Source organism: Paenibacillus xylanilyticus, from assembly GCF_013359935.1.
GTDB lineage: Bacteria > Bacillota > Bacilli > Paenibacillales > Paenibacillaceae > Paenibacillus > Paenibacillus xylanilyticus.
Map to the genome: position 1 here is coordinate 106,292 of NZ_JABMCB010000190.1, position 21,253 is coordinate 127,544.

Annotated in this window: 19 protein-coding genes; 9 read left to right on the plus strand and 10 right to left on the minus strand. The window is 51.3% G+C overall.

Annotation, left to right across the window (positions count from 1 at the left end):
- The 5 genes from HP552_RS17530 to HP552_RS17550 form a co-directional block, all read right to left on the minus strand.
- The gene (locus HP552_RS17530; protein WP_175396700.1) at window positions 1-1,374 is read right to left on the minus strand and encodes an aspartate aminotransferase family protein; all 1,374 of its coding nucleotides are present in this window, start codon (window positions 1,372-1,374) and stop codon (window positions 1-3) included.
- A gap of 22 nt (window positions 1,375-1,396) precedes the next feature.
- The gene (locus tag HP552_RS17535; protein WP_175396701.1) at window positions 1,397-2,458 is read right to left on the minus strand and encodes an ABC transporter substrate-binding protein; all 1,062 of its coding nucleotides are present in this window, start codon (window positions 2,456-2,458) and stop codon (window positions 1,397-1,399) included.
- A gap of 81 nt (window positions 2,459-2,539) precedes the next feature.
- The gene (locus HP552_RS17540; protein WP_246310943.1) at window positions 2,540-3,478 is read right to left on the minus strand and encodes an ABC transporter permease; all 939 of its coding nucleotides are present in this window, start codon (window positions 3,476-3,478) and stop codon (window positions 2,540-2,542) included.
- On the minus strand, window positions 3,475-4,287 hold the full coding sequence (locus HP552_RS17545; protein WP_175396702.1) for an ABC transporter permease: 813 nt from the start codon (window positions 4,285-4,287) through the stop codon (window positions 3,475-3,477). The genes HP552_RS17540 and HP552_RS17545 overlap by 4 nt, the downstream gene beginning before the upstream one ends.
- On the minus strand, window positions 4,268-5,083 hold the full coding sequence (locus HP552_RS17550; protein WP_217506472.1) for an ABC transporter ATP-binding protein: 816 nt from the start codon (window positions 5,081-5,083) through the stop codon (window positions 4,268-4,270). The genes HP552_RS17545 and HP552_RS17550 overlap by 20 nt, the downstream gene beginning before the upstream one ends.
- Window positions 5,084-5,646: 563 nt before the next feature.
- Here HP552_RS17550 and HP552_RS17555 point away from each other — a divergent pair.
- From HP552_RS17555 to HP552_RS35405, 3 genes are all read left to right on the plus strand, one after another.
- Window positions 5,647-7,869: a methyl-accepting chemotaxis protein gene (locus tag HP552_RS17555; RefSeq protein WP_175396703.1), complete on the plus strand. Its 2,223-nt coding sequence runs from the start codon at window positions 5,647-5,649 to the stop codon at window positions 7,867-7,869.
- A gap of 129 nt (window positions 7,870-7,998) precedes the next feature.
- On the plus strand, window positions 7,999-9,000 hold the full coding sequence (gene moaA / locus HP552_RS17560; protein ID WP_175396704.1) for a GTP 3',8-cyclase MoaA: 1,002 nt from the start codon (window positions 7,999-8,001) through the stop codon (window positions 8,998-9,000).
- Window positions 9,001-9,292: 292 nt separating this feature from the next.
- A complete protein-coding gene (locus HP552_RS35405; protein ID WP_175396705.1) occupies window positions 9,293-10,132 on the plus strand; it encodes a methyl-accepting chemotaxis protein in 840 nt (279 codons plus the stop codon).
- Between the two features lie 112 nt (window positions 10,133-10,244).
- Here HP552_RS35405 and HP552_RS17570 read toward each other — a convergent pair whose 3' ends face one another.
- Window positions 10,245-10,853 carry a LysE/ArgO family amino acid transporter gene (locus HP552_RS17570; RefSeq protein ID WP_175396706.1) on the minus strand — a complete coding sequence of 203 codons (609 nt, stop codon included), beginning with the start codon at window positions 10,851-10,853 and terminating at the stop codon, window positions 10,245-10,247.
- A gap of 153 nt (window positions 10,854-11,006) precedes the next feature.
- Between HP552_RS17570 and HP552_RS17575 the strand changes: the two genes are divergently transcribed.
- A complete protein-coding gene (locus HP552_RS17575) occupies window positions 11,007-12,494 on the plus strand; it encodes an aminotransferase-like domain-containing protein (RefSeq protein WP_175396707.1) in 1,488 nt (495 codons plus the stop codon).
- Window positions 12,495-12,587: 93 nt separating this feature from the next.
- On the opposite strand, the gene mobA is transcribed toward HP552_RS17575, so the two are convergent.
- Window positions 12,588-13,217: a molybdenum cofactor guanylyltransferase gene (gene mobA / locus HP552_RS17580; RefSeq protein ID WP_175396708.1), complete on the minus strand. Its 630-nt coding sequence runs from the start codon at window positions 13,215-13,217 to the stop codon at window positions 12,588-12,590.
- An 89-nt stretch (window positions 13,218-13,306) separates the two neighbouring features.
- Between mobA and HP552_RS17585 the strand changes: the two genes are divergently transcribed.
- Window positions 13,307-14,545, plus strand: a complete 1,239-nt coding sequence (locus HP552_RS17585; RefSeq protein ID WP_175396709.1) for an MFS transporter — start codon at window positions 13,307-13,309, stop codon at window positions 14,543-14,545.
- 288 nt (window positions 14,546-14,833) lie between these two features.
- On the opposite strand, the gene HP552_RS17590 is transcribed toward HP552_RS17585, so the two are convergent.
- On the minus strand, window positions 14,834-16,561 hold the full coding sequence (locus HP552_RS17590; RefSeq protein ID WP_175397063.1) for a glutamine--tRNA ligase/YqeY domain fusion protein: 1,728 nt from the start codon (window positions 16,559-16,561) through the stop codon (window positions 14,834-14,836).
- A gap of 190 nt (window positions 16,562-16,751) precedes the next feature.
- Between HP552_RS17590 and HP552_RS17595 the strand changes: the two genes are divergently transcribed.
- The 3 genes from HP552_RS17595 (at window position 16,752) to HP552_RS17605 (ending at window position 18,374) form a co-directional block, all read left to right on the plus strand.
- Complete coding sequence (locus tag HP552_RS17595) at window positions 16,752-17,009, plus strand: DUF2164 domain-containing protein (RefSeq protein WP_175396710.1); 258 nt, start codon at window positions 16,752-16,754, stop codon at window positions 17,007-17,009.
- A 32-nt stretch (window positions 17,010-17,041) separates the two neighbouring features.
- Complete coding sequence (locus tag HP552_RS17600) at window positions 17,042-17,590, plus strand: GNAT family N-acetyltransferase (RefSeq protein WP_175396711.1); 549 nt, start codon at window positions 17,042-17,044, stop codon at window positions 17,588-17,590.
- Between the two features lie 208 nt (window positions 17,591-17,798).
- Window positions 17,799-18,374: a hypothetical protein gene (locus tag HP552_RS17605; protein WP_175396712.1), complete on the plus strand. Its 576-nt coding sequence runs from the start codon at window positions 17,799-17,801 to the stop codon at window positions 18,372-18,374.
- A gap of 128 nt (window positions 18,375-18,502) precedes the next feature.
- On the opposite strand, the gene HP552_RS17610 is transcribed toward HP552_RS17605, so the two are convergent.
- A complete protein-coding gene (locus tag HP552_RS17610) occupies window positions 18,503-19,291 on the minus strand; it encodes an SDR family oxidoreductase (RefSeq protein WP_175396713.1) in 789 nt (262 codons plus the stop codon).
- 24 nt (window positions 19,292-19,315) lie between these two features.
- Window positions 19,316-19,819 (minus strand): GNAT family N-acetyltransferase, encoded by a 504-nt coding sequence (locus tag HP552_RS17615; protein WP_175396714.1) that lies wholly within the window; start codon window positions 19,817-19,819, stop codon window positions 19,316-19,318.
- Between the two features lie 201 nt (window positions 19,820-20,020).
- Between HP552_RS17615 and HP552_RS17620 the strand changes: the two genes are divergently transcribed.
- Window positions 20,021-21,172, plus strand: coding sequence for a MerR family transcriptional regulator (locus HP552_RS17620; RefSeq protein WP_175396715.1), 1,152 nt, complete (start codon window positions 20,021-20,023; stop codon window positions 21,170-21,172).
- Window positions 21,173-21,253 lie beyond the last annotated feature (81 nt).

The window sequence follows — 21,253 nt, forward strand, 5'->3', positions numbered from 1 at the left end:
CTATCCTGCCTCTAAACTGCGCAGTGCTTTGAGTACACTGCCAGTAATCAAATTCAGCTCATCTTCCGTGGTGACAAATGGAGGAGAGATCGTCAAAATGTTAGCGAACCCTGGTACCGTGTCCCCGTTTTTACCGATCAGTACCCCATCCTTCTTGCAGCTGGCCAGCACTTGTACCACTTTCCCTACATCTGCCGGGGAGCCATCCGCTTCAATGAGCTCAATGCCACACGCAAAGCCAAACATCCGGATATCTCCGACCACGGACAGCTCCAGCAGCGGCTCCAGCTTCTCCCGAAGCAGGTGCCCCAGCTGATCCGCACGCTCGACCAGGTTTTCACGCTCCAGAATGTCGAGATTGGCCAATGCCACCCGGCAGGAAACCGGATTGCCGCCGAATGTATTCACATGGCGAAAGTGTGCATCCGGCCCGGATTCCCGGAACGTATCGTATAGATCCGCTCGTACAGCAGTAGCGGATAGCGGAGAATACGCGCTGGTCATTCCCTTGGCCATGGTGACAATATCCGGCTGCACCCCATAGTTCTGATGTCCAAACTTCTGTCCGGAGCGCCCGAACCCGCAGATCACTTCATCCACGATTAGCAGCACACCGTAGCGCTGACAGATCTCCTGCACGGTTCGCATATAATCCGGAGGCGGGACAATCATGCCGCCCCCGGTAATCACCGGCTCCATAATGACCGCCGCTACGGTCTCGGGACCTTCCCAGCGGATGACCTCTTCATAGATGGTCGCACATTCGAGTCCGCATCCTTCCTTGTTCCGTCCAAACGGACAGCGATAACAATACGGAGGTGGAACATGGGAGAAGCCCACACCCAGCGGTTCGTACTTGATCTTACGGGCTGCCTGCCCGGTAGCGCCGAGTGCGCCCATGGAGTTGCCGTGATAGGCCCGGTGCCGGGAAATGAACTTGTGTCTGGTTGGCTCACCATTCTGGTGATGAAACTGACGGGCTATTTTAAACGCCACCTCATTCGCATCTGAGCCCGAGTTGGAAAAGAAGATCCGATAATCTCCCTCCAGCCAGTCATTCAGCTTCTCTGCCAGCAAAATCGCCGGTTCGTGACTCTGCGTCATCGGTACATAAGCGAGTGCTTTCATCTGTTCATAGGCACTCCTCGCAATCTCCTCACGTCCATGCCCCACATTCACACACCACAGTCCGGACATCGCATCCAGATAACGCGTACCATCCTGATCGGTAATCCAGCTGCCTTCCCCGCTAACGGCAATCATCGGATGATCGTTATGAGGCGAGATGTGATGCCACACATATTTGCGGTCCTTCTCCAGCCATTCTTCCTTGGTACTGCCAAGCGGCTGAGGTTGCTGATCCACAGAGCTCATCCGTTATCCTCCTTCGACTGCCTTATTTTACCGCTTCTTCATAGATGCTCTTCTCCAGTGCTTCGTCCAGATTGGCTGCCTTCTTGATCAGTCCATAGTTGAGGGCAATGTCCGCTGTACGGGCAAACGATTCATCCACGAAACTGCCCACCTGCTGCTCTGTAAATCCTTCCGGACGAATCAGCTTCGCGATCTCTGCCAGCATCGTCACCTGATGTTCACGGGTCGTACTTCCGTCGGTCACATTGCTCATGACGGTATCCACAGTCTCTTCCTGATTGTCGATGGCGTAGTTCCAGCCTTTCAGAATGGCACGGGTAACTTTTACAGCCAGGTCACGATTGCTGTCGACCCAATCCTTTTTCGCAATCAATGTATCTTCCAGCATGCCTACGCCGGCATCCTCGATGTTGAACACATCCAGATCAGACTCCTGTACTCCACTTTCCAGCACAACGTGATATTCGTTATATATCGTGGCTGTTGCTACATCCACCTGGTCATTGAAAAACTGATCCATCGTAAAGCCCTGTTTCACCAGCTCGATATCCTTCTTCGGATCAAGTCCGTTCTTCTCCATGAAAGCGAGGACCTGGAACTGCTGGCTGCCGAACCATGTGCTTACCTTTTTGCCCTTCATTTGTGCCGGATCGGTAATTCCCGCTGACTTCTTGGCGATCAGGCGATAGCTGCTCTTCTGTGAAATCTGGGCAAGGGAGACCAGCGGAAGACCGTTATCACGGCTCACCAGCAGACTGTCCACCCCGGTGATCCCCACATCGGCTGCGCCGTTCACCACCTGCTGTTCAATGACGATATCCGGACCACCCGGAATAATCTCGGCATCAATGCCCTCATCTGCAAAAAAACCTTGTTCCTTCGCGGCATAAATACCGGCGAACTGAGCCTGGGGCACCCATTTGAGCTGAATTTTCACTTTGGTTAAGGGCTGCTCCGCAGCTCCTCCTGCACTTGCTGCAGCAGGTTCGGCAGAAGGTTCCGTTTTCGTGGAGCATGCTGCCAACATGGCAACAACAAGCATCAGCACCAACACCAGTAAACCTGATTTCGACGTTTTGTACATTTACAGAACAACCCCCTTGTTTTTATAAGGATTCCATCAGGTACTGCAACGGATCCGTGGATTCCCTGTGTCCCGTTGGTCTCATGAGTTTGTACGTGTACGATTCCACGGAATAAGCCGTTTTTCCGCCAGTACAACCGCTTCATACAGCACGATGCCGAGGGCAGCGGCAATAACGATACAGGACCAGGCAAGCGGCATGTTTGCGAGGCGAATCTGATCCGAAAGCAGGTATCCAAGTCCTTGGGATGCGATAAAAAATTCACCCACAATGGCTCCGATAATACTGGTGGACATATTGATCTTCAGCCCGGCAAAAAGGGAAGGCATGGCGTGAGGCAGCCGCAATTTCAAGAAGACCTGCATGTTGCTGGCAGCAAGCCCGCCCAGCAGTTCACTATACTGCGGCTGTATGGAGGTAAGCCCCTTGAACAAGCTGACCGCCATCGCGGCCATCGTAATGACGGCCACTACCGCGATCCGTGACCAGATGCCATCGCCAAACCAGTTATTCATGATCGGAGCCAGCGCGACAATCGGCACTGCGTTTAGAGCTGACATCACGGCAACCCCTGCCTTGCCGCTGATCGGAAAGAACGAGGCGCCCGCTGCCGCCAGCGCACCCAGCAGGGAACCGAGCAGGAAACCACCCAACATTTCCGTTCCACTATATAGAGCATATCGAAAGAGCATTTCCGCATTTTCCCTGATGGATGCCGCAATGGCCGAGGGTACAGGAAGCTGATAACTTTCCAAGGAAAATAACCGATGAAAGAACCGGAACTGCCACAAAGCGAGAAATAACATGCCTGCCAGCCAGGGAAGCAAGTACAACACGATCCGTTTCCGCCCTGTATTACCATCTGATCGTTCCTTCTCTGCTTGTCCCCGTTGACCCTGAACCTCCGACCCTGGGACAGAAGCAGCAGCCAAAGACGATCCAGACAGAGATGACGTACCAGAGACAGAAGCAACCCCGCTCTCATCGCGATTGTGGTTCATCATCACACCTTCATTCATGCTCTGCTCCCTCCCTTGGCTCTGAATTCGGGCTGCCAGGGTGTCAACCAGCGCTCTGCCAGGCTGATAACCAGATACGAGATCAGTCCAATGCCGATACTGAGCACGATCGTGGCCCAGAACATGCCGACCTGAGCACTGCCATAGTACAGGGAACTGACCATCAGGACTCCAAGTCCATCCGGTGCACCCATCAGCTCCACCACAATGGAGGAGGTCACTGCGAGCGGGGCAGCGATCTTCATGCCCGCGAACAGTCCCGGTAGTGAGGAAGGCAGCAGACATTTGATATATCGAGTTGTCAACGAGGCTCCACAAGAACGCATCAGCTCCAGATGTTCCGGTGCAGCGCTTTTTAATCCTTTGAGTGTGTGAATAATGATGGGGAAGAACGTGACATAAGCCGCCATGAATATCCGTGCCCACTCGGCGTTATGAATGATGCCGTAGACAATCGGTGCGAGACCGATGACCGGAATCATCTGCGAGGAGATGACATAGGGAGATAATGTACGTTCCAGCCAAACGGCGACACTCATCAGAAGCGCCAGCACCAGACCCAGTAGCGTTCCCCCGGCAAATCCAATGGCAGCATTGCCGAACGTCACCGCTCCCTGCTCAGCGAGTGTCCCCGAGTAGCGAATCAGCGCGGCAAGAACGTCATGAAGATAAGGCAGTCGGGATGCGGCCTGCTGCGGTGACATTAACAAGTGGAGAATCCAGGCAACGCCTTCCCACAGCAGCAATATGGACAGTATCCAGATCACGACCCAGGAACGATACTCCAGCTTAAATGAGCGCAGGGACATGATCCGGATCACGCTCCTTGTGGAAACAATTGCGTATGGTGGTCAGCATGTGGTAGAAATCTTCGGTCTCCCTCAGTTCATTGGTACGGACCGAGGGCAGGGCGACAGGATGAATGGAATGCACCTGTCCGGGATGTGCGGAGAGGACGATAATGCGGTCCGATAAAAACACCGCTTCGGGGATACTGTGCGTAACAAAGAGGAATGTTTTGCCCGTGGACCGCTTAATATCAAGCAGCTCCAGTTGAAGCTTCTCCTTCGTGAATTCGTCGAGCGCGGAGAATGGTTCATCCATCAGCAGCAATGGCGGATCAAGCGCAAGTGCACGGGCGATGGATACCCGCTGCTGCATGCCTCCGCTGAGCTGCCAAGGATAATGGTCAGCAAACCGGGTAAGTCCGACCATTTCCAGCAGCTCACCGCTGATGCGGCGGCACTCTTTTTTGCTCGTGCCCAAAATCTCCAGCGGCAGCTCAACGTTGTGACGCACTGTTCGCCAATCAAACAGAGCTGGAGTCTGAAATACGATTCCGAATTGCCTCTGGAGACGCGCCTTCTCTGGTTCTGCACCTGCAATCCGGACGGTGCCTGATGTTGGCTGCAGCAAATCGGCTATGAGCCTGAGCAGCGTCGATTTGCCGCAGCCAGAGGGGCCAAGCAAAGAGACAAATTCATTGGGCTGGATGTGGAATGTAACATCAGACAGCGCGGTGACCTGTTTTGCTCCAGTGCCAAATACAACAGATACATGATCCACTTCAATGTGGCTAACTTCGGGGACGTTCATGGATGACATGGGCATTCTCCTTTTCGCGGGAAGTTGGTTACATTTCACACCAAGGCCGAATGGAAGGTTTGCGTTCACGAACGTAACAGGTTTTTCTGGTTAGGTAATACTATATATCATTGGGCGGGGATTACATTATACAGACTGTTTTGAGTATGGGCCCGTTCATGTTACACAGTGTAAAATGAGACGAATTCTCATTCATGACGATGTCAATGCTCTGACTGTTTATCTGACATCACTTTACTGAATAATCGCATATTCCAATGAAGAATTATTGTCCTCTGCCCAAAGAATTGGCATTGGTGGGGATATGCCTTCCAACGTCTTTCGGCCTATCCTATAGGCCAATCGCAGCCCTTCCCTCCCTGAAAAGCGCATGTTTCTTTGTATTTATTGAATAAATATTCGGAAAATATGACATATACCCTCGTATTCTTGTCGTTTTTCTTGTATAACGTTCTATATGGAAAAGACAGGAATACACCGTCTTTTAGAAATTACAGAATCTATATCGTTTCTAAGAAAGGGCTATGCAAAAGCTTTCAACTTCAAAGATCGGGGTGGTCTGCATGTTTGATTGGCTTGGATGGAAAAAAGGGTGGCCGTTATGGCGGTCGTATCGGTTGAACGCACATATCAAGGGTGATGTGGAGCAGATTTTTGAGGGGATTGCCGATACGAGGCAGCAGCTTCTGATGGATTGGGCCGATGAGCAATGGAGTCATATGGATCGTTTACTGCATCAGGTCAAATCGGCTGGGCCGCTGGATGCAGAACATGCAGCGCAGAATAGAAACAAATGGGATGTATGGTTCAAAGCTGCGTACATCCGGGCAGCAGATAGTACGGAAATTTTTATGCTCGATGAGCAGAATCAGGTTGTATTTTCTACATATAAAAAACATGTTGGACAGATCTATGAAGATAACGAAGTTTTGATTGGACCAGGGTTACAGTATTCCAAAACGGATATGAACGGGAAACGATGTCTATATGGCCCCTATTCAGATCCGTTAACACTGGACATTGGGCGGCGCTCCTTCTCTTTTCACGATGATGTCACCCTGATGTTCATTGAACCTATCGTACAGGAAGGACGTTACATCGGTTCACTGTGCTGCCGTATCCCCAATGATGTACTGGGGGACTTGATTCAACGGGAATCCGGACACATCTATCCTGATTCGGGGGACAACTATCTCTTTATGGCTGAATCGAAACTGCGGCCACAGCTGCAACCCGGAACGGCTTTGTCCCGCAGTCGCTTCGAGGATCGTACATTTACACATGGCGAAAATCTCAAGGATGGCGTTACTACCGAATGGGGGATTGTATCCGTCAAAGAGCATACCGAGCTGGAACTGATGTTTACCGACCCTTCCACCGGCGAGCTGCATCCGGGTGTAGCAAACACCATCCGCAACGGGTCCAACCTGTTTGCTGCCTATCCGGGTTACTCCGATTACCGCCATATTTCCGTAATTGGCAAAGGAATCACCTTCCAGCTTCCCCACTGTCCGGATCGTTGGGGAATGATGTGCGAAGGCGATCTGGAGGAAGTGTACCGGATACGCAGTATCGGCTGGCGTCAGTTCAAGCTGCACAGCCTGTTCATCGGTTTGTCAGGCATTGGGGGAGCAGGTCTCGTGTATGCACTTTCAGGCAGCGCATGGAGTGCAGCAGCCATAGCGGCATTCAATATCATTTTTGGCTTGTTCATCGCAGATCAGCTGCAACGGAGACACTACCAACGCGTCCATGAGGACTTGCGGCGCATCAGCAGGTTTATACGAATCAATGCTGAAGGTCAGGGCGATCTAACACAGCGTCTGGACATGTCTGCTTTTGCCCAGGACGAATCAGGTGAGCTCGCGAAATGGATCAACAACATGATTGATTCGCTCGAAGGCATCATGCTCAAGGTTCAGGTTGCGACCGTGGATGTGATGAACAATCAGTATCAGATGCGCACTTCCACCGAGACAACCCAAGTTACCACCGAACGTGTAAACCACAAGCTCGGCTCCATGATCCACGGCATACGCGAACAACTGGAGGATCTGGATCAGGCCAAGCTGGCTGCCGACCATATGCGGCTTACGCTGCAGCAGTTGGAGACCTCCGCCACCGAACAGATTGTGGTAGCGCGTCAGGAAGTGGAACGCATTGGCGACAAAATGAATCAGATCTCAGGAACAGTCACAGATACCAACCGTACGATTTTGTCCTTTATGGATACCATGCAGGACATTTACCGTGCACTGGCGGCAATTGATGAGATTTCTGCTCAAACCAACCTCCTTGCGCTGAATGCGTCCATTGAAGCAGCACATGTAGGAGAACATGGCCGCGGCTTCGCAGTCGTTGCCGGTGAGATTCGCAAACTGGCTGAGCTGTCCCGTTCCTCTACCGAGGACATTCATCAGATTCTGGATAATATCACAGCTGCAGCGGGAGCTGCTGCCCGCTCCATCCATGAAGGAGATCAGGTTCTGGCTGAAGGCAGCACCCTTGTGCAAGCCGCTGCACAGCTTCTGCAAAAGGCAACAGCCGAGGATCCGCAGAGGACTCAGGTTGTGGATCGGGTCGTGATGCTCATGGAAAGTATTGCTGCCATCAGCCATAAAAACCGCTCCACGTCCGCAGAGGTGGAGGCCGAGATGATGGCACTGCTCAGCGACATGATGCATGTTCAGCAATCATCCCATAACGTGGAGGTCATTACTGTTTTCCTGCAGCAGCTTGTGGGCCAATTCCAGTTGACTCATCCCGAAAAAATGGCTGTCATCTGACGTCATCGTTGACGCGGATTGGAGAAATGGCTAAAATTTGATGCAACTGTTCCTTTTGAATTTCGACATTGTCGTATCGTTCATTTTATATAAGTTTTTCCAATCCGAATAAATGAAAGGGTGGTCTGCATGGAGATGCTTCAGGATTCTTTTGGCAGGATACATGACTATATCCGTATTTCTGTTACGGACCGCTGTAATTTGCGTTGTGTGTACTGCATGCCAGCTGAAGGCATGGAGTTCGCCCCGCATGATGAAATTATGAGTTATGAAGAAATCACTCAGGTACTCAAGGTGCTTGCCCCGATGGGGATGCGCAAGGTACGCCTGACTGGTGGTGAACCTTTGGTACGCAAGGATCTGCACAAGCTCGTTGGCATGATCTCGGCTATCGACGGAATTGAGGATATTGCGCTGACTACCAATGCGCTGCTGCTCGATAAACAGGCTCAGGCACTGAAAGATGCTGGGCTGAACCGTATTAACATCAGTCTCGATTCCCTTCATGCGGACCGATTCTCCATGATTACTCGTGGTGGAGATGTCAACAAGGTGCTCAAAGGGATCGAAGCTGCAACGGCGGTTGGACTTGCGCCAATCAAGTTGAACGTCGTACTCATGAAAGGCATCAATGATGATGAGATCAAGGATTTCATTGCCATGACGATCGATCAACCGCTGCATGTGCGTTTTATTGAATACATGCCAATCGGACATGCTTCGGATTCATGGCGCAAATCATATCTGCCGCTGGAAACTGTCACCGATGCATGTGCAGAGGCTGGCTGGACAGTAGAGAGCACCTCAGGCCCGGCGGGAAACGGCCCTTCCCGTAACATGAAGATTGTTGGTTCGCAGGGAACCTTCGGCCTGATTCACCCGGTAAGTGATCACTTCTGTGATAACTGCAACCGGCTTCGCCTGACGGCAGACGGACATATCAAAGCCTGTCTGTACTGGTCGGATGAATACAATGTCCGCCGCTACGTTGATGATCCGGATGCCATGGCAGCCCTTTTCCTCAAGGCACTCGGCACGAAGCCGAAGAACCATGAAATGGCCCTGGCGTTGGAGCAAAAGATGCAAAGCCATACCCCAACCGTACGGCGCATGTCCCAGATCGGCGGGTAGCCGTTTTTTAGGCACCATCGTGGGTGCGGATTTATGCAAATAAGCGCAAAAAGCGTTGTGTAAGCCATACTATTTCGTTTATAAGCTGCGGAGGAGGTATCCTTCGCAGCTTTTTTCATGAAATTATCACATGAGATGACTTAAATGAGCACTTATTTTTACCTTTCTGCTACTGAAATTGTTACAATAAGAATGAATACATATTCCCTCTGGATCTTCACGATCCACCTGATCTGGACGATGTATAGTCAAAAAAACCAATTAAAATATGCCGCACACAGGAGTTGACGGAATGAGCATTGTTGAAGCACTCGTTGCAGCAAGCCCTTATTTTAAAATCATGCTTAAGGAACATAATCTGATGATCGCTGTAACGGACACCGAGAAATTCTGGTATTATGTGCCCAGCGAGGATCTTGACCTCGGTATCAAGGCTGGGGATCCTGTCTCGCTTGAGGATCCTACACTGCGCCGTGCCCTGATTCATGGCGAAACTTCAGCCAATCGTATCGAAGCCCATCATTATGGGACCGCCCTCAATTCTACAGCTACTCCTCTGCGAGATGAGGCGGGTAATATTGTCGGTGCCCTGGCCATCGGCTTCTCTCTAAAAAATGAAGAGCATCTGGAACATTTCACTGAATTGATCAGCAGCATCAGTGGCAGATTGACCGACATGGTCCAGACTGTAGCGGCCCAATCTGAGGAGTTGACCGCTTCCTCTTCTCAAATTTTGGACAACACCCGAGTTGCTGTACAAAATGCAACCGAGGTCAATAAAGTCGCCTCGTTTATCCGGGAAGTCTCTGAGCAAACCAATCTATTGGGTCTAAACGCGGCCATTGAAGCGGCAAGAGCGGGTGAAGCAGGCGCCGGGTTCGGAGTGGTGGCATCCGAAGTGCGCAAACTTTCCACCGGGACAAAGGAAGCTACCGTAAATATCGAACGTTCCCTCAAGGATGTACAGCATTCGATCCGTCAGATGGAACAGGAGATCACTTCCATCTCCCAGTCCAGTACCCAGCAAGCCGAGCTCGTAACGGAATTTAGCGAGGTCATTGACCAGTTGAACAATGTGAGTGAGGAACTGAAAGTCTTTATAGAATCCATGATTCTGAAGACAGAATCTTAATAAATATTAATCTCCATGTTATTAGCTCAACTTCATCTATAACTTGGCTAATCCCCGCACATTTACCGTGCGGGGATTGTTTTGTTTTTTAGACTACTGCACCTTTAGACAATTACATATGAATCAGCTTCCATAACATCATGCACGCCATTACAACCATTACCCCTGCGGATAACCGATTGAAGACCAGACTAATACGTCCGGTACGATCCGTTCTCCCAATCAGCCTTCCGGCACTTGCCAGTACGAGAAACCATATCCACGAAACCGCTGCTGCTGTTATGGCAAAGGTGACCCGATCCATCCCTTCATACTGAAGCGAGCTGGTACCGATTACAGCTACCGTGTCCAGCAGCGCATGCGGGTTAAGCAAGGATACGGAAGCGGCGAAGGCAATCTGACGTCCTGCAGACAGCGCGGTTAACGAACCATTTGCTACCCCGGATGACCTCCAAATACTCCATGCCATATATAGCAGAAACGCAGCCCCTCCTGCATACAACACACCTGCCAGCAGCGGCCACTGGAGCAATATGAGGGATATCCCTCCCACTGCCGCTCCAATTAACAGCGTATCGCTGATCCCTGCTGTCACTACCGCCGGAAGCGCACGCATTAAACTTCGCTGACTCATCCCCTGGTTAAAAATAAAAACATTCTGCACACCAAGTGGCAGGATCAGGCCAAACGCCAGTACCACGGCATGAATAAACACACTCATTGTTCATCCCCCTTATATCTGTCTCCATAATAGGTGAGATGAATTCCGGTGTGACCAACCAATTGGATGGCATAGAACCCAACCAAATGATATAGTGTTCGATACAGAAGCAAGAAGCTTCAATTATCCAAACAAACTGGAGGCAAACTCGGCATGAATCATTCCGATCCACGGCAAGGCATCGATTGGAAACCTGACCCGGCACAATCCTTGCCCCTGTATCGCCAGATCGAATTATATATCAGTCAAAAGATAACGACTGGAGAGTGGACAGCGGGCTACCGCCTTCCCTCGCAGCGAGCATTGGCACAATCCATGGGAGTAAATCGCAGCACACTGGTTACTGCCATGGACAACCTGGCAGCCGCAGGCATGATTGAGGGCAAACACGGCGGCGGAACGTATGTATCCGGCTCCGGTTGGCATGCACTTGCCCATGGAGCCGCACCGGACTGGAACGAAGCCATTCAGGAAGGCTGGTATTATCCCAACCTGCCTGAAGTGCAGCTCATTAACCGAGCTGAGTTCCAGCATGGCATCATTCGACTGGGAACCGGAGAACTTGCGCCTGAACTGATGCCCGAGGACGCCTTCAAGGAAATTCTTCGTTCCTTGTCCAGGCGCTCACGTACACTAAACTACCTTGAGCCCCAAGGCAGTCTCGAACTTCGCGAGGCTTTGTCTGACTTTCTACTGACCTGTGGCATTCAGGCGTCTCCAAGTGCCATTCTAATCGTCTCGGGTTCGCTTCAGGCACTGCATTTGATATCGGTCGGTCTGCTTCCCCGCGGATCGGCTGTTCTGCTGGAGAAGCCCTCCTACCTCTACTCCATTCATGCGTTTCAATCTGCCGGAATCAAAATGAATGGCATTCCCATGGATGCGGGTGGATTACACATTCAGCGTCTGAAGGACACTCTACGAAACGGACTTCCTCAGAGTCACACCTCGTCGCTGCTCTATACCATTCCAAGCTTTCATAATCCGACAGGCTCTGTCATGAGTGACACTCGCCGAAACGAGCTGATATCTACAGCCCATGCCGAAGGCATTTCCATTCTGGAGGATGCCGCCTACACGGATTTGTGGCTGGACGAGCCTTCGCCGCAATCGCTTAAGGCGCGGGATCTGGATGGACGCGTGCTTCATATGGGCACACTATCCAAAGCTGTCAGTCCTGGCCTGCGTCTTGGATGGCTGGTTGGGCCAGAGCCGGTTATTCGTCGCCTGGCTGATATCAAGATGCAGACAGACTATGGTACCAGCTCCCTGGCTCAGGAAGCCGCAGCGTTATGGTTTGCGGAAGGGTACCACACCCGGCACATGGACTGTCTGCGGCCTGAGCTTCGCCGTCGCAGAGACTTCATGCTTGAGCTTCTGAAACGTTATTTCACGGAAATTGCCGAGTGGAATAAACCAGCCGGCGGCTTTTACATCTGGCTCCGGTTCACAGCTGGCTCTCTTTCGATTCGCAAGCTGTTTCATGCCTGTCTCCGGGATGGCGTGCTCATACATCCGGGTTATCTGTATGACCGCCTGGATGCAGACCACCTTCGGCTGTCCTACGCGTATGCTTCGCCTGAGGAGATGGAGCGTGGAATGCAGCTGCTGGCGCAGACAGCCAAAAACCTGTTTAAATGACAACAAATAACCGCCTTAAACCGTAACGGGACACCCTCAAGGCCAAGACGGTTTATGACGGCATTCTATACTTAAATCCGGATGCATCATCGATCACATGATCGGCGGACGGTTGCCCACCAGGTTATGATACTCCTGCATGGTGTTCATATTGCTTAACTGACCTGCTGCATCCTGGACGCCTGCCTTTTCCAGATCCTCTCCGTCGACATACCTACCCCCAATCTCCTCCAGCCAACGGGTGACCCGCAAACGGTCTTCGACCAAGCACTGTTCGAGGCTGGGAAGTACGCGCGTATGATAAATGCCCACCAGTGGATGAACCCATCCTTCCAAGCGCGGCACAATCGCCGGATGCTTCTGGTCCGATTCAGCCAGCCATTGCAGGGCGGTAAAAAAGGCGGGCTGGATCAGAGGCAGGTCACAAGCACAGACCAGATTCCATTCGGTCTCCGATGCTTCTAGGGCTGCATGCAGCCCGGCCAGCGGGCCCTTTTCCGGGTAACGATCCTGAACACAGGTATAACCGAGCTCATGATAAACAGCTGCATTGGGCCCAGCAGCAATAATGACCCGGGATACTGCAGGAGCCATAGCTGCGGCCACATGCTCCAGAACAATGGAACCATGCAGAGGGAGCAGCGCCTTGTTGGTGCCCATCCGGCTGGACAGGCCGCCTGCCAGTATAATGCCGGTCCATTCCTTCATGTTCACGGTAATCATCCCTTCCGGTTCTCATATAATAAACTTATTCTATACATTGAATCCCCTTTCAACAAATGATACATTGAAGAATATTGATTCTGAAAGGAATGGCTCTATTGGACAGATATGCACCCGGAAGAGGCAATGCCTCTTTGGTCTCGCTGAAACTATATAACTTTTTCATTTACGGAGCCATCTCCATCTTCGCTGGTTTTCTTCAACTGTACCTGCAGGAAATCGGCATGACCAAGCTGGAAATCGGCAGTCTGATGGCAATCGGTCCCTTTGTATCCCTGTTCGCCAATCCGTTCTGGGGCTTCTGGAGCGACAAATCCCGCAATATTCGTATTATTCTTATGATGATGATGGGAGGCACATTTGTGCTTGCCCAAGCCGTCTTTCATGCACCGACATATGCCTGGATCTATGGAGCCATGATTTTCTTTTATTTCTTCCAAAGTCCGCTGTTTGCCCAGACCAACAGTCTCATTCTCGGGTACATCGATGGGACCACCCAGAAATTCGGCACCTTCCGGTTGTGGGGCTCACTCGGTTGGGCTCTGACTGCTGCGGCTGCCGGACCACTTATTGACCGCCTGGGCGTGGGCAGTGTATCGATTGTCTTTGCCTGCATGATTGCCATCGCCTTTGCGTTTGCCATGTTTCTGCCAAGGCAGCCCATCGCTTCGGATACCCCAGTGGTCACGTTCCGCCGCTTCGGCAGGGTGATGTTCAATCCGTACTTTATGACATTTATTGCGCTAGGTGTGCTGGTGTCGGTACCGAATGCGATGAACAGTACATTTATGTCGCTCTACATTACAGAGATGGGTGGCAATAAACAGATGGTCGGGTGGGCCATCTTCACGTCATCCATTCTCGAAGTAGGTGTCTTCCTGCTGCTGGATCGCTTTTTGAAACGAAAAATGAGCATGCTGCTTGCAAGTCTCGTACTCGTCAGCCTGCTGTTCGCTGTCCGCTGGCAGCTGATGGCTGAGGCCGTTAACCCGCTGCAGATTGTATTTATCCAGCTGATGCACTCGATTACGTTTGGTGGGTACTTCTATGTGGGCACCCAGCTGACCATGCTGTTTATCCCAAGGCCCTATCGTTCCTCTGGTCAAGCAGTGTATACGATGGCCTGGGGCGGCATATCCGGTGTCATTGCCGGCTTATTCGGTGGCTGGTTATTCCAGAGCTTTGGTGCCGAGGTCATGTATAACATTGGCGTTTTTTTCTCACTCATCGGCGCAGTCGGCTTTGGAGTGATGTGGTTGATCAACCGCAGAAACGGTTACCAGCCTGTTGTACTAACCGAGATGGGCAGCATGGATGAGGATGGATAATGTTTTGTTTCGCAGAGGTTGAACCTTTTACACTGGAGCACTACGAGGACAGAACAATCTTTCGATCGCTGTTATCCCCGGATTTTTCGATTCCCTTTTTCAGAGGGTAAAATCACGGTGATAAAGGCGAACGCTTCGCTTCTCCAGCTTTATTCTGTCCTCTCCGTTGTGGTGTATATTAAAAGTTCAAAATAAGAAAACAAAAGATTATGGAAAAAGGGAAGTTAGAAAAAGGGCGTCTCCACGCAGCTATTGCGCGGAGACGCCCTTTTTTTTATTTCATGTATCTTATGCCTTCGGCAGTTGGAACGAGCTTTTCAGGGACACGACCCGGTTGAATACAGGGCGGCCTGGCTCGGAATGCTTCGGATCCACGCTGAAATATCCATGACGGAAGAACTGGAATTTATCCTGTGCCTTCGCTTCCTTCATCTCTTGCTCCACGTATCCGTGGACAATCTCAAGGGAGTTCGGATTCAATTGATCCAGGAACGTTTTTTCCGGTTGCTCTTCCACGACCTCAGCCCCGGCTACTTCCGCTTCTGCATCTGCTTCCGGTGCTTCTGCCGAGATCAAAGGCTCGTACAGACGGAACTCAGCAGGTACTGCTTGGCTCGCTTCTACCCAGTGGATCGTACCTTTGACTTTACGACCCGTGAAGCCACTGCCGCTCTTCGTCTCCGGATCATACGTGCAGTGAATCTCGACCACATTGCCTTCCGCATCCTTAATGACATCGTTGCATTTGATAAAGTACGCATGCTTCAGGCGAACTTCATTGCCAGGGAACAAACGGAAGTATTTGTTCGGCGGATTTTCCATGAAGTCGTCTTGCTCAATGTAAATCTCACGGGAGAATGGAATTTGACGATTGCCCATTTCCGGATTTTCCACATTGTTCTCCGCTTCCAACCACTCCACTTCTCCTTCAGGGTAGTTGGTGATGACCACTTTCAGCGGGTGCAGAACCGCCATCGTGCGCGGAGCTTTCAGTTTCAAGTCTTCACGTACAAAGTGCTCCAGCGTTTGCAGGTCGATAACCCCTTGGCTCTTCGAAATGCCTGTCTCGAATACAAAATCACGAATCGCTTCCGGTGTATACCCCCGGCGACGGAGACCCGAGATCGTTGGCATGCGCGGATCATCCCATCCATCCACATGTCCTTCGTCCACGAGCAGTTTCAGCTTCCGTTTGCTGGTTACCATCTGGGACAGATTCAGGCGGCCAAATTCATATTGATGAGGTTGGCTCTCCATCTCGCATTCGGCAATGACCCAGTCATAGAATGGGCGTTGGTCCTCAAATTCCAGGGAACACAGAGAATGCGTCACACCTTCGATGGCATCTTCCAGCGGATGAGCGAAGGCATACATCGGATAGATGCACCATTTGTCACCTGTGTTATGGTGGTGCGCATGAGCGATACGGTAGATTACCGGATCACGCAGGTTGATATTAGGCGAAGCCATATCAATCTTCGCACGCAGCACTTTTTCTCCGTTCTGGAATTCACCTGCGCGCATCCGTGCGAACAGGTCGAGGTTCTCCTCAACGGTACGATCTCGGTACGGGCTGTTCTTGCCCGGTTCTGTCAGCGTACCACGCATTTCCCGAATTTTGTCGGCGCTTTGGTCGTCGACATAGGCCTTTCCTTTTTGGATCAGCAGGACAGCACGGTTGTACATCTCGTCAAAATAGTCGGAGGCAAAACGTTTCTCATTCCACTCGAAGCCGAGCCATTTGACATCCTCCTGAATGGATTGCACGTATTCCACATCTTCCTTGACCGGATTCGTGTCATCAAAACGCAGGTTCGTTTTACCGCCGAATTCAGCGCCCAGCGTGAAGTTGATCCAGATGGCCTTGGCGTGGCCAATATGCAGATAACCGTTCGGTTCCGGAGGAAAACGGGTAATGACTTCCTGGACTTTTCCTGACCGGAGATCTTCGGTGATAATATTTTTGATAAAGTTAGGAGGGGTTGTACGATTGTCCACAGGTATCAAACCTTTCATGAATTGATTGGTGCTTTCAGAAATTACAAAGTGTTTCATCTAAATATACCTTTAACGAGGGACGAGTTCAATAAAGAACGGCACCAAAGTCCGGATTGCCTGCACACAAGATAGGCCAAAAACCATTTTGACGGGTTCGCGCGAATCATGTAGCATGATAGTAAAAACAAAATAAAGGGAGGGATTCCCATTGAACACGCTCAAACTGACCAAAGAACAGCAGGATGAAGCCATCCGTACCATCCAATCGTATTTCGAAGAGGAACGCGGCGAAGAACTTGGCGATCTGGCGGCTTGGGGGGTGCTGGATCTGTTTATGACGGAGCTCGCTCCCTACATATATAATCAGGCAGTCCGTGACGCCCGTACCACCGTGAATCAGCGTATGGCCTCCATGGAAGAAGATTTGTTTGCACTGGAGCGCAAACTGCCTCCAGCCTCTCGCTAAACCACTAATTATAAAGAAAGAAGGTTGCACTCATGTTTACCTATTCATTGGATGAATATACCGAGCTCCGTCCACTCTCCATGGAGCACACCAAGCCTCTGTTCGAACTCACGGATCGCTCGCGCGATCAACTGAGACACTGGCTGCCATGGGTGGACCATGTAACGGAGGTAGAACACACCTCAAACTTCATTAGCAACGCGCTGAAGCAGGGCGCTGAAAACGGAGGCTTCACCGCAGGTGTCTGGCTGAAGGGTGATCTCGCTGGCATTATCGGCTTTCATGAGATCAACTGGACCAACCGTTCGGTAAGTATCGGATACTGGCTTGGGAAAGGCTTCGAGGGCCAAGGCTTAATGACCAGTGCTTGCCGTGTTCTGGTTGATCACGCCCTGGTCACCCTGGATCTGAACCGGGTCGAGATTCGTTCGGCCACCAATAACAAGCGCAGCCGGGCCATCCCTGAGCGTCTTGGATTTGTTCTTGAAGGCGTAATCCGCCAGGCAGAGAAATTGCCCAAGGGATATGTCAATCATGCCGTATACGGCATGCTGCAGCATGAATGGGAACTATTGCGTTAACCCGCATACATAATGTTACACACAATGGATGTCTCTCTCCCGTAAGAAGCTACTCTTCTTGCGGGAGAGAGACATCTTTGGTTGGGCACCCTATTTATTTTACTGCACCTTAAGGTCTCTTTCAGCCTCTCTTCATCCTGGTTGCCTACGATAACGTTGTGGGTCCAGTATCCACACCTACCATACTGAGAAAGAAGGATGATCGCTGATGAAGAGAAGCAGAACTTCAAGGACAATGATGATGACCAGCACGATGGCTTTGACGATCGCACTTGGCGGAGGATTGCTTGCCAACAACCTCGCTCATGCCGATCCGGCTGCAGGCACTTCTGCTCAGAACAAGAACGCCAGCAACTCCGCAACGAATTCACATACATCGAAATCCACAGACGGCAAAAAGGGACATGGACTTGGCCGATATTCGGACGAACTGGCCTCTGCCCTCGGCGTAACAGCAGACGAGCTGAAGGAAGCCCGTAAAGCAGGAAGCACCATTGCCGAGATCGCTGCCAGCAAAAATGTGAACGTGCAGACCGTCATCGACAAACTTGTCGCTGCCGGAAAGAGCGAGCTGCAGCAGCGGCTGTCTGATGGAAAAATCACGCAAACCCAGTACGATAAGCGAACAACCGGCCTGAACGAGCGTGTGACTGACTTGGTGAACGGGGTTCTGCCGGAAGGACGGAATGGTTACCGGGCCAAACGTGGCGATGAATCCGGAGCCCAGTCCGACTCGGGCAGCTCCGACCAATCAACAAGCACAAGCAGCACGGATCCTTCCTAGTTGGAAGTACCAGCTGGATTGTATGCTTCCAATCAAAAACCCTCTGTCTTCACCATATGGTGTAGCAGAGGGTTTTAGGTCTATTCAGATCGCATATCCGATTCCATTCAGATGAAATAGCTTTCGCCCTATAGAGCTCGTACCATACCGCCATCTACCACTAGAGAAGTACCGGTAATATACGTATTGGCACCGGACAAAAGAAACACCACTGCTTTGGCGAATTCCTCGGGCTGGCCGTACCGTCCCAGCGGAATTTCCTTCCGGAACTGCTCCGCTACCTCTTCCTCACTGATTCCGTTCTGCTCTGCCCGCGCTGAGTCTAGTTCACGTATCCGGTCCGTACCAATTCGTCCGGGCGCTACCGTATTGATTAAAATGCCATAAGGCGCCAGCTCCTGTGACAACGTCTTCGCCAGACCAAAGACTCCGGTGCGGAACGTATTGGACAGAATCAGCCCGGGAATGGGCTGCTTCACCGAAGTTGAAGCAATATTCACAATATGTCCGCCATTAGCCTTCATATAAGGAAGCGCACCCCGAATCATGCGTACGTAGCTCATGACATTTAACTCAAATGCCCGTTCCCAATCCTCATCCGTAAGGGATTCGAATGTGCCCGAAGGGGGACCACCCGAGTTGTTCACGAGAATATCAATCTGCCCGAACAGCTCTCCTGTCCGATCTATTAGCGAGCTAATGTCTTCCTTGCGTGTAACATCCGTTACACAGTATTCAATCTGTCCTCCACCATTCAGTTCCAGCAGCTCTTGCTTTACGGCTGCAAGCTTCTCCTCGTTTCGACTCGCAAGCATCACGTCTGCGCCTTCAGCGGCCAGCTGTGCTGCCACCGCCTTGCCCAGTCCCTGACTGGATGCAAGCACCAGCGCTTTTTTACCCCGAAGCCCCATGTCCATCGTTGTTCCTCCTTTGTCCCTGGACTATCGTTCAGTCCGGATAAAATAACTCATGAGAATATCGTCTACATATTTCCCTGCGATATAAAATTCCGACACCAGTCGGCCCTCTGTCTCAAACCCGCACTGTGTATAAAACGCAATCGCTCCCGGATTGCTCGACAGAACGCGGAGCCGCAGCTTGTGAATCCCTTGTTCACGAGCATGTTCTTTCATCGCATGCATTAAGGACGTTGCCACGCCACTGCGCCGATCATTGGGATGAACAGCAATATTGATCTCATAGACATGACGATTGACAGGCATTCCCGTAGCCGGATAAAAGCCCACATAACCGCAGACCCGCTCTCCCTCTACGGCCACCAGTTGGCTGCCGGGCGGACAATGCTGTAAAAATTGCTGTCTCGACTTCCAGTGAAACGGCGCGGGGGAGGTATGTATATCCCACACCAGAGCATCCATCTCCATCAGCTGGGGTGCATCCTTCATCTCGGATGGTCGAATCTTATACGTTTGACGGGTAAGCATCACATTTCAACCTTTCGTGCAGTTATCACATTATCTTAGCGCATGACATGGCTTGCAGCTTGAACGAACCTATGCGCATTTTTTTCTTTTGACTACATTGTAGCACAGCCATGAGCCCGAACTAAAATCGGGTATTCCCTCTTAACCTTTACGTAACGTCATCGTTTATACTGATGATAATGATTGAAGGAGGTTGGGTTCTTGAATATTAAAGAGGCGGCAGGCAGGCTTGGCATATCCCCCAGGGCTATTCGCTTTTATGAGGAAAAAGGGTTGATTCTCCCTTCCAAACAGGCCGGTAACGGATACCGGAGCTACACGGAGAATGACATTTGGCGGCTGCAAACCATCGCCGCACTGCGTGAGATCGGCATGTCGCTTCAGGATATTACTCATGCGCTCGGAGAGATTGACCAAGGCAATCAGCAGCGGCTGGAAGAGTATCTGGAGCTGCAGCAAGCCGTCATGTATGCCCAGTGGATTGAACTGAAACGCATGCTGGATACGACTCAGCGCATGATTGATCTCAACCGTCAGGATGGGCCGCTGGACGTAAGTCATCTGCATGAGCTTGCAGACAGTTCCCGCCGCCTGCGGGAAGCACGCCAGAACTGGCATGACCGTTGGAATTATGATACCCAGGCAGCGATTCATGATGAGCGGGTGCAGGCGGCAGACGGCATGACCGCTGGGCATAACCCGGAGGAAGCAGGTAGCATGCCTTACAACGAATCCACGAACGCCGGAGAAGGCCCGGCAACCAAGGAGGCTCCGTCTTCCTTTTACCTGTATCACAACTATGACGAGGCACTGGAACAGACAGCACATTGGATATCCCCTGCTCCCCGTGAACAAGGACTGGATATTGGGACAGGCACTGGCAATCTGGCGGGCAAGTTATTGGAACGTGGTGCCACCATGACCGGGATTGACCAGTCGAGAGAGATGCTGCGCACATGCCGCACCAAATATCCCAAGATGCATGTGAAGCTGGGGAACTTCCTCGCACTGCCTTTTGCCGATCAAACCTTTGATTTTCTCGTATCCAGCTTCGCCTTCCATCATCTGAGTCCGGATCAGCAGCAGCTGGCGCTGCAGGAAATGCAAAGAGTTTTAACCGCACGAGGACGGATCTGTCTAACGGATCTCATGTTTGTGGACGCTGCACACCATGAAGAGTATATAAGACAAGCTGAGACGGCAGGAGACACCCTGCAGCTGCGTGCCGTAAGGGAACGCCACTTCCCCTTGCTGAACGAGCTGTGCAGCTGGCTGGAGGAGCACGGTTACGTTACGAAGCATATGCGTTACAATTCACTTCTGCATACGCTGCTCGCGGTACCACTGCGCTGATAACCAATGATCAACATCACTTTTGGTGTAATCAACAGCAATAAGATTATGAAAAAAAGGCCATCCTGCCTGTTAAGGAGG

What these genes read in the sequence shown, in the direction of transcription:
- HP552_RS17530 (WP_175396700.1), bottom strand. Translation starts at nt 1,374, where the DNA reads ATGAGCTCTGTGGATCAGCAACCTCAGCCGCTTGGCAGTACCAAGGAA.
- HP552_RS17535 (WP_175396701.1), bottom strand. Translation starts at nt 2,458, where the DNA reads ATGTACAAAACGTCGAAATCAGGTTTACTGGTGTTGGTGCTGATGCTT.
- HP552_RS17540 (WP_246310943.1), bottom strand. Translation starts at nt 3,478, where the DNA reads ATGAATGAAGGTGTGATGATGAACCACAATCGCGATGAGAGCGGGGTT.
- HP552_RS17545 (WP_175396702.1), bottom strand. Translation starts at nt 4,287, where the DNA reads ATGTCCCTGCGCTCATTTAAGCTGGAGTATCGTTCCTGGGTCGTGATC.
- HP552_RS17550 (WP_217506472.1), bottom strand. Translation starts at nt 5,083, where the DNA reads ATGTCATCCATGAACGTCCCCGAAGTTAGCCACATTGAAGTGGATCAT.
- HP552_RS17555 (WP_175396703.1), top strand. Translation starts at nt 5,647, where the DNA reads ATGTTTGATTGGCTTGGATGGAAAAAAGGGTGGCCGTTATGGCGGTCG.
- moaA (WP_175396704.1), top strand. Translation starts at nt 7,999, where the DNA reads ATGGAGATGCTTCAGGATTCTTTTGGCAGGATACATGACTATATCCGT.
- HP552_RS35405 (WP_175396705.1), top strand. Translation starts at nt 9,293, where the DNA reads ATGAGCATTGTTGAAGCACTCGTTGCAGCAAGCCCTTATTTTAAAATC.
- HP552_RS17570 (WP_175396706.1), bottom strand. Translation starts at nt 10,853, where the DNA reads ATGAGTGTGTTTATTCATGCCGTGGTACTGGCGTTTGGCCTGATCCTG.
- HP552_RS17575 (WP_175396707.1), top strand. Translation starts at nt 11,007, where the DNA reads ATGAATCATTCCGATCCACGGCAAGGCATCGATTGGAAACCTGACCCG.
- mobA (WP_175396708.1), bottom strand. Translation starts at nt 13,217, where the DNA reads ATGATTACCGTGAACATGAAGGAATGGACCGGCATTATACTGGCAGGC.
- HP552_RS17585 (WP_175396709.1), top strand. Translation starts at nt 13,307, where the DNA reads ATGGCTCTATTGGACAGATATGCACCCGGAAGAGGCAATGCCTCTTTG.
- HP552_RS17590 (WP_175397063.1), bottom strand. Translation starts at nt 16,561, where the DNA reads ATGAAAGGTTTGATACCTGTGGACAATCGTACAACCCCTCCTAACTTT.
- HP552_RS17600 (WP_175396711.1), top strand. Translation starts at nt 17,042, where the DNA reads ATGTTTACCTATTCATTGGATGAATATACCGAGCTCCGTCCACTCTCC.
- HP552_RS17605 (WP_175396712.1), top strand. Translation starts at nt 17,799, where the DNA reads ATGAAGAGAAGCAGAACTTCAAGGACAATGATGATGACCAGCACGATG.
- HP552_RS17610 (WP_175396713.1), bottom strand. Translation starts at nt 19,291, where the DNA reads ATGGACATGGGGCTTCGGGGTAAAAAAGCGCTGGTGCTTGCATCCAGT.
- HP552_RS17615 (WP_175396714.1), bottom strand. Translation starts at nt 19,819, where the DNA reads ATGCTTACCCGTCAAACGTATAAGATTCGACCATCCGAGATGAAGGAT.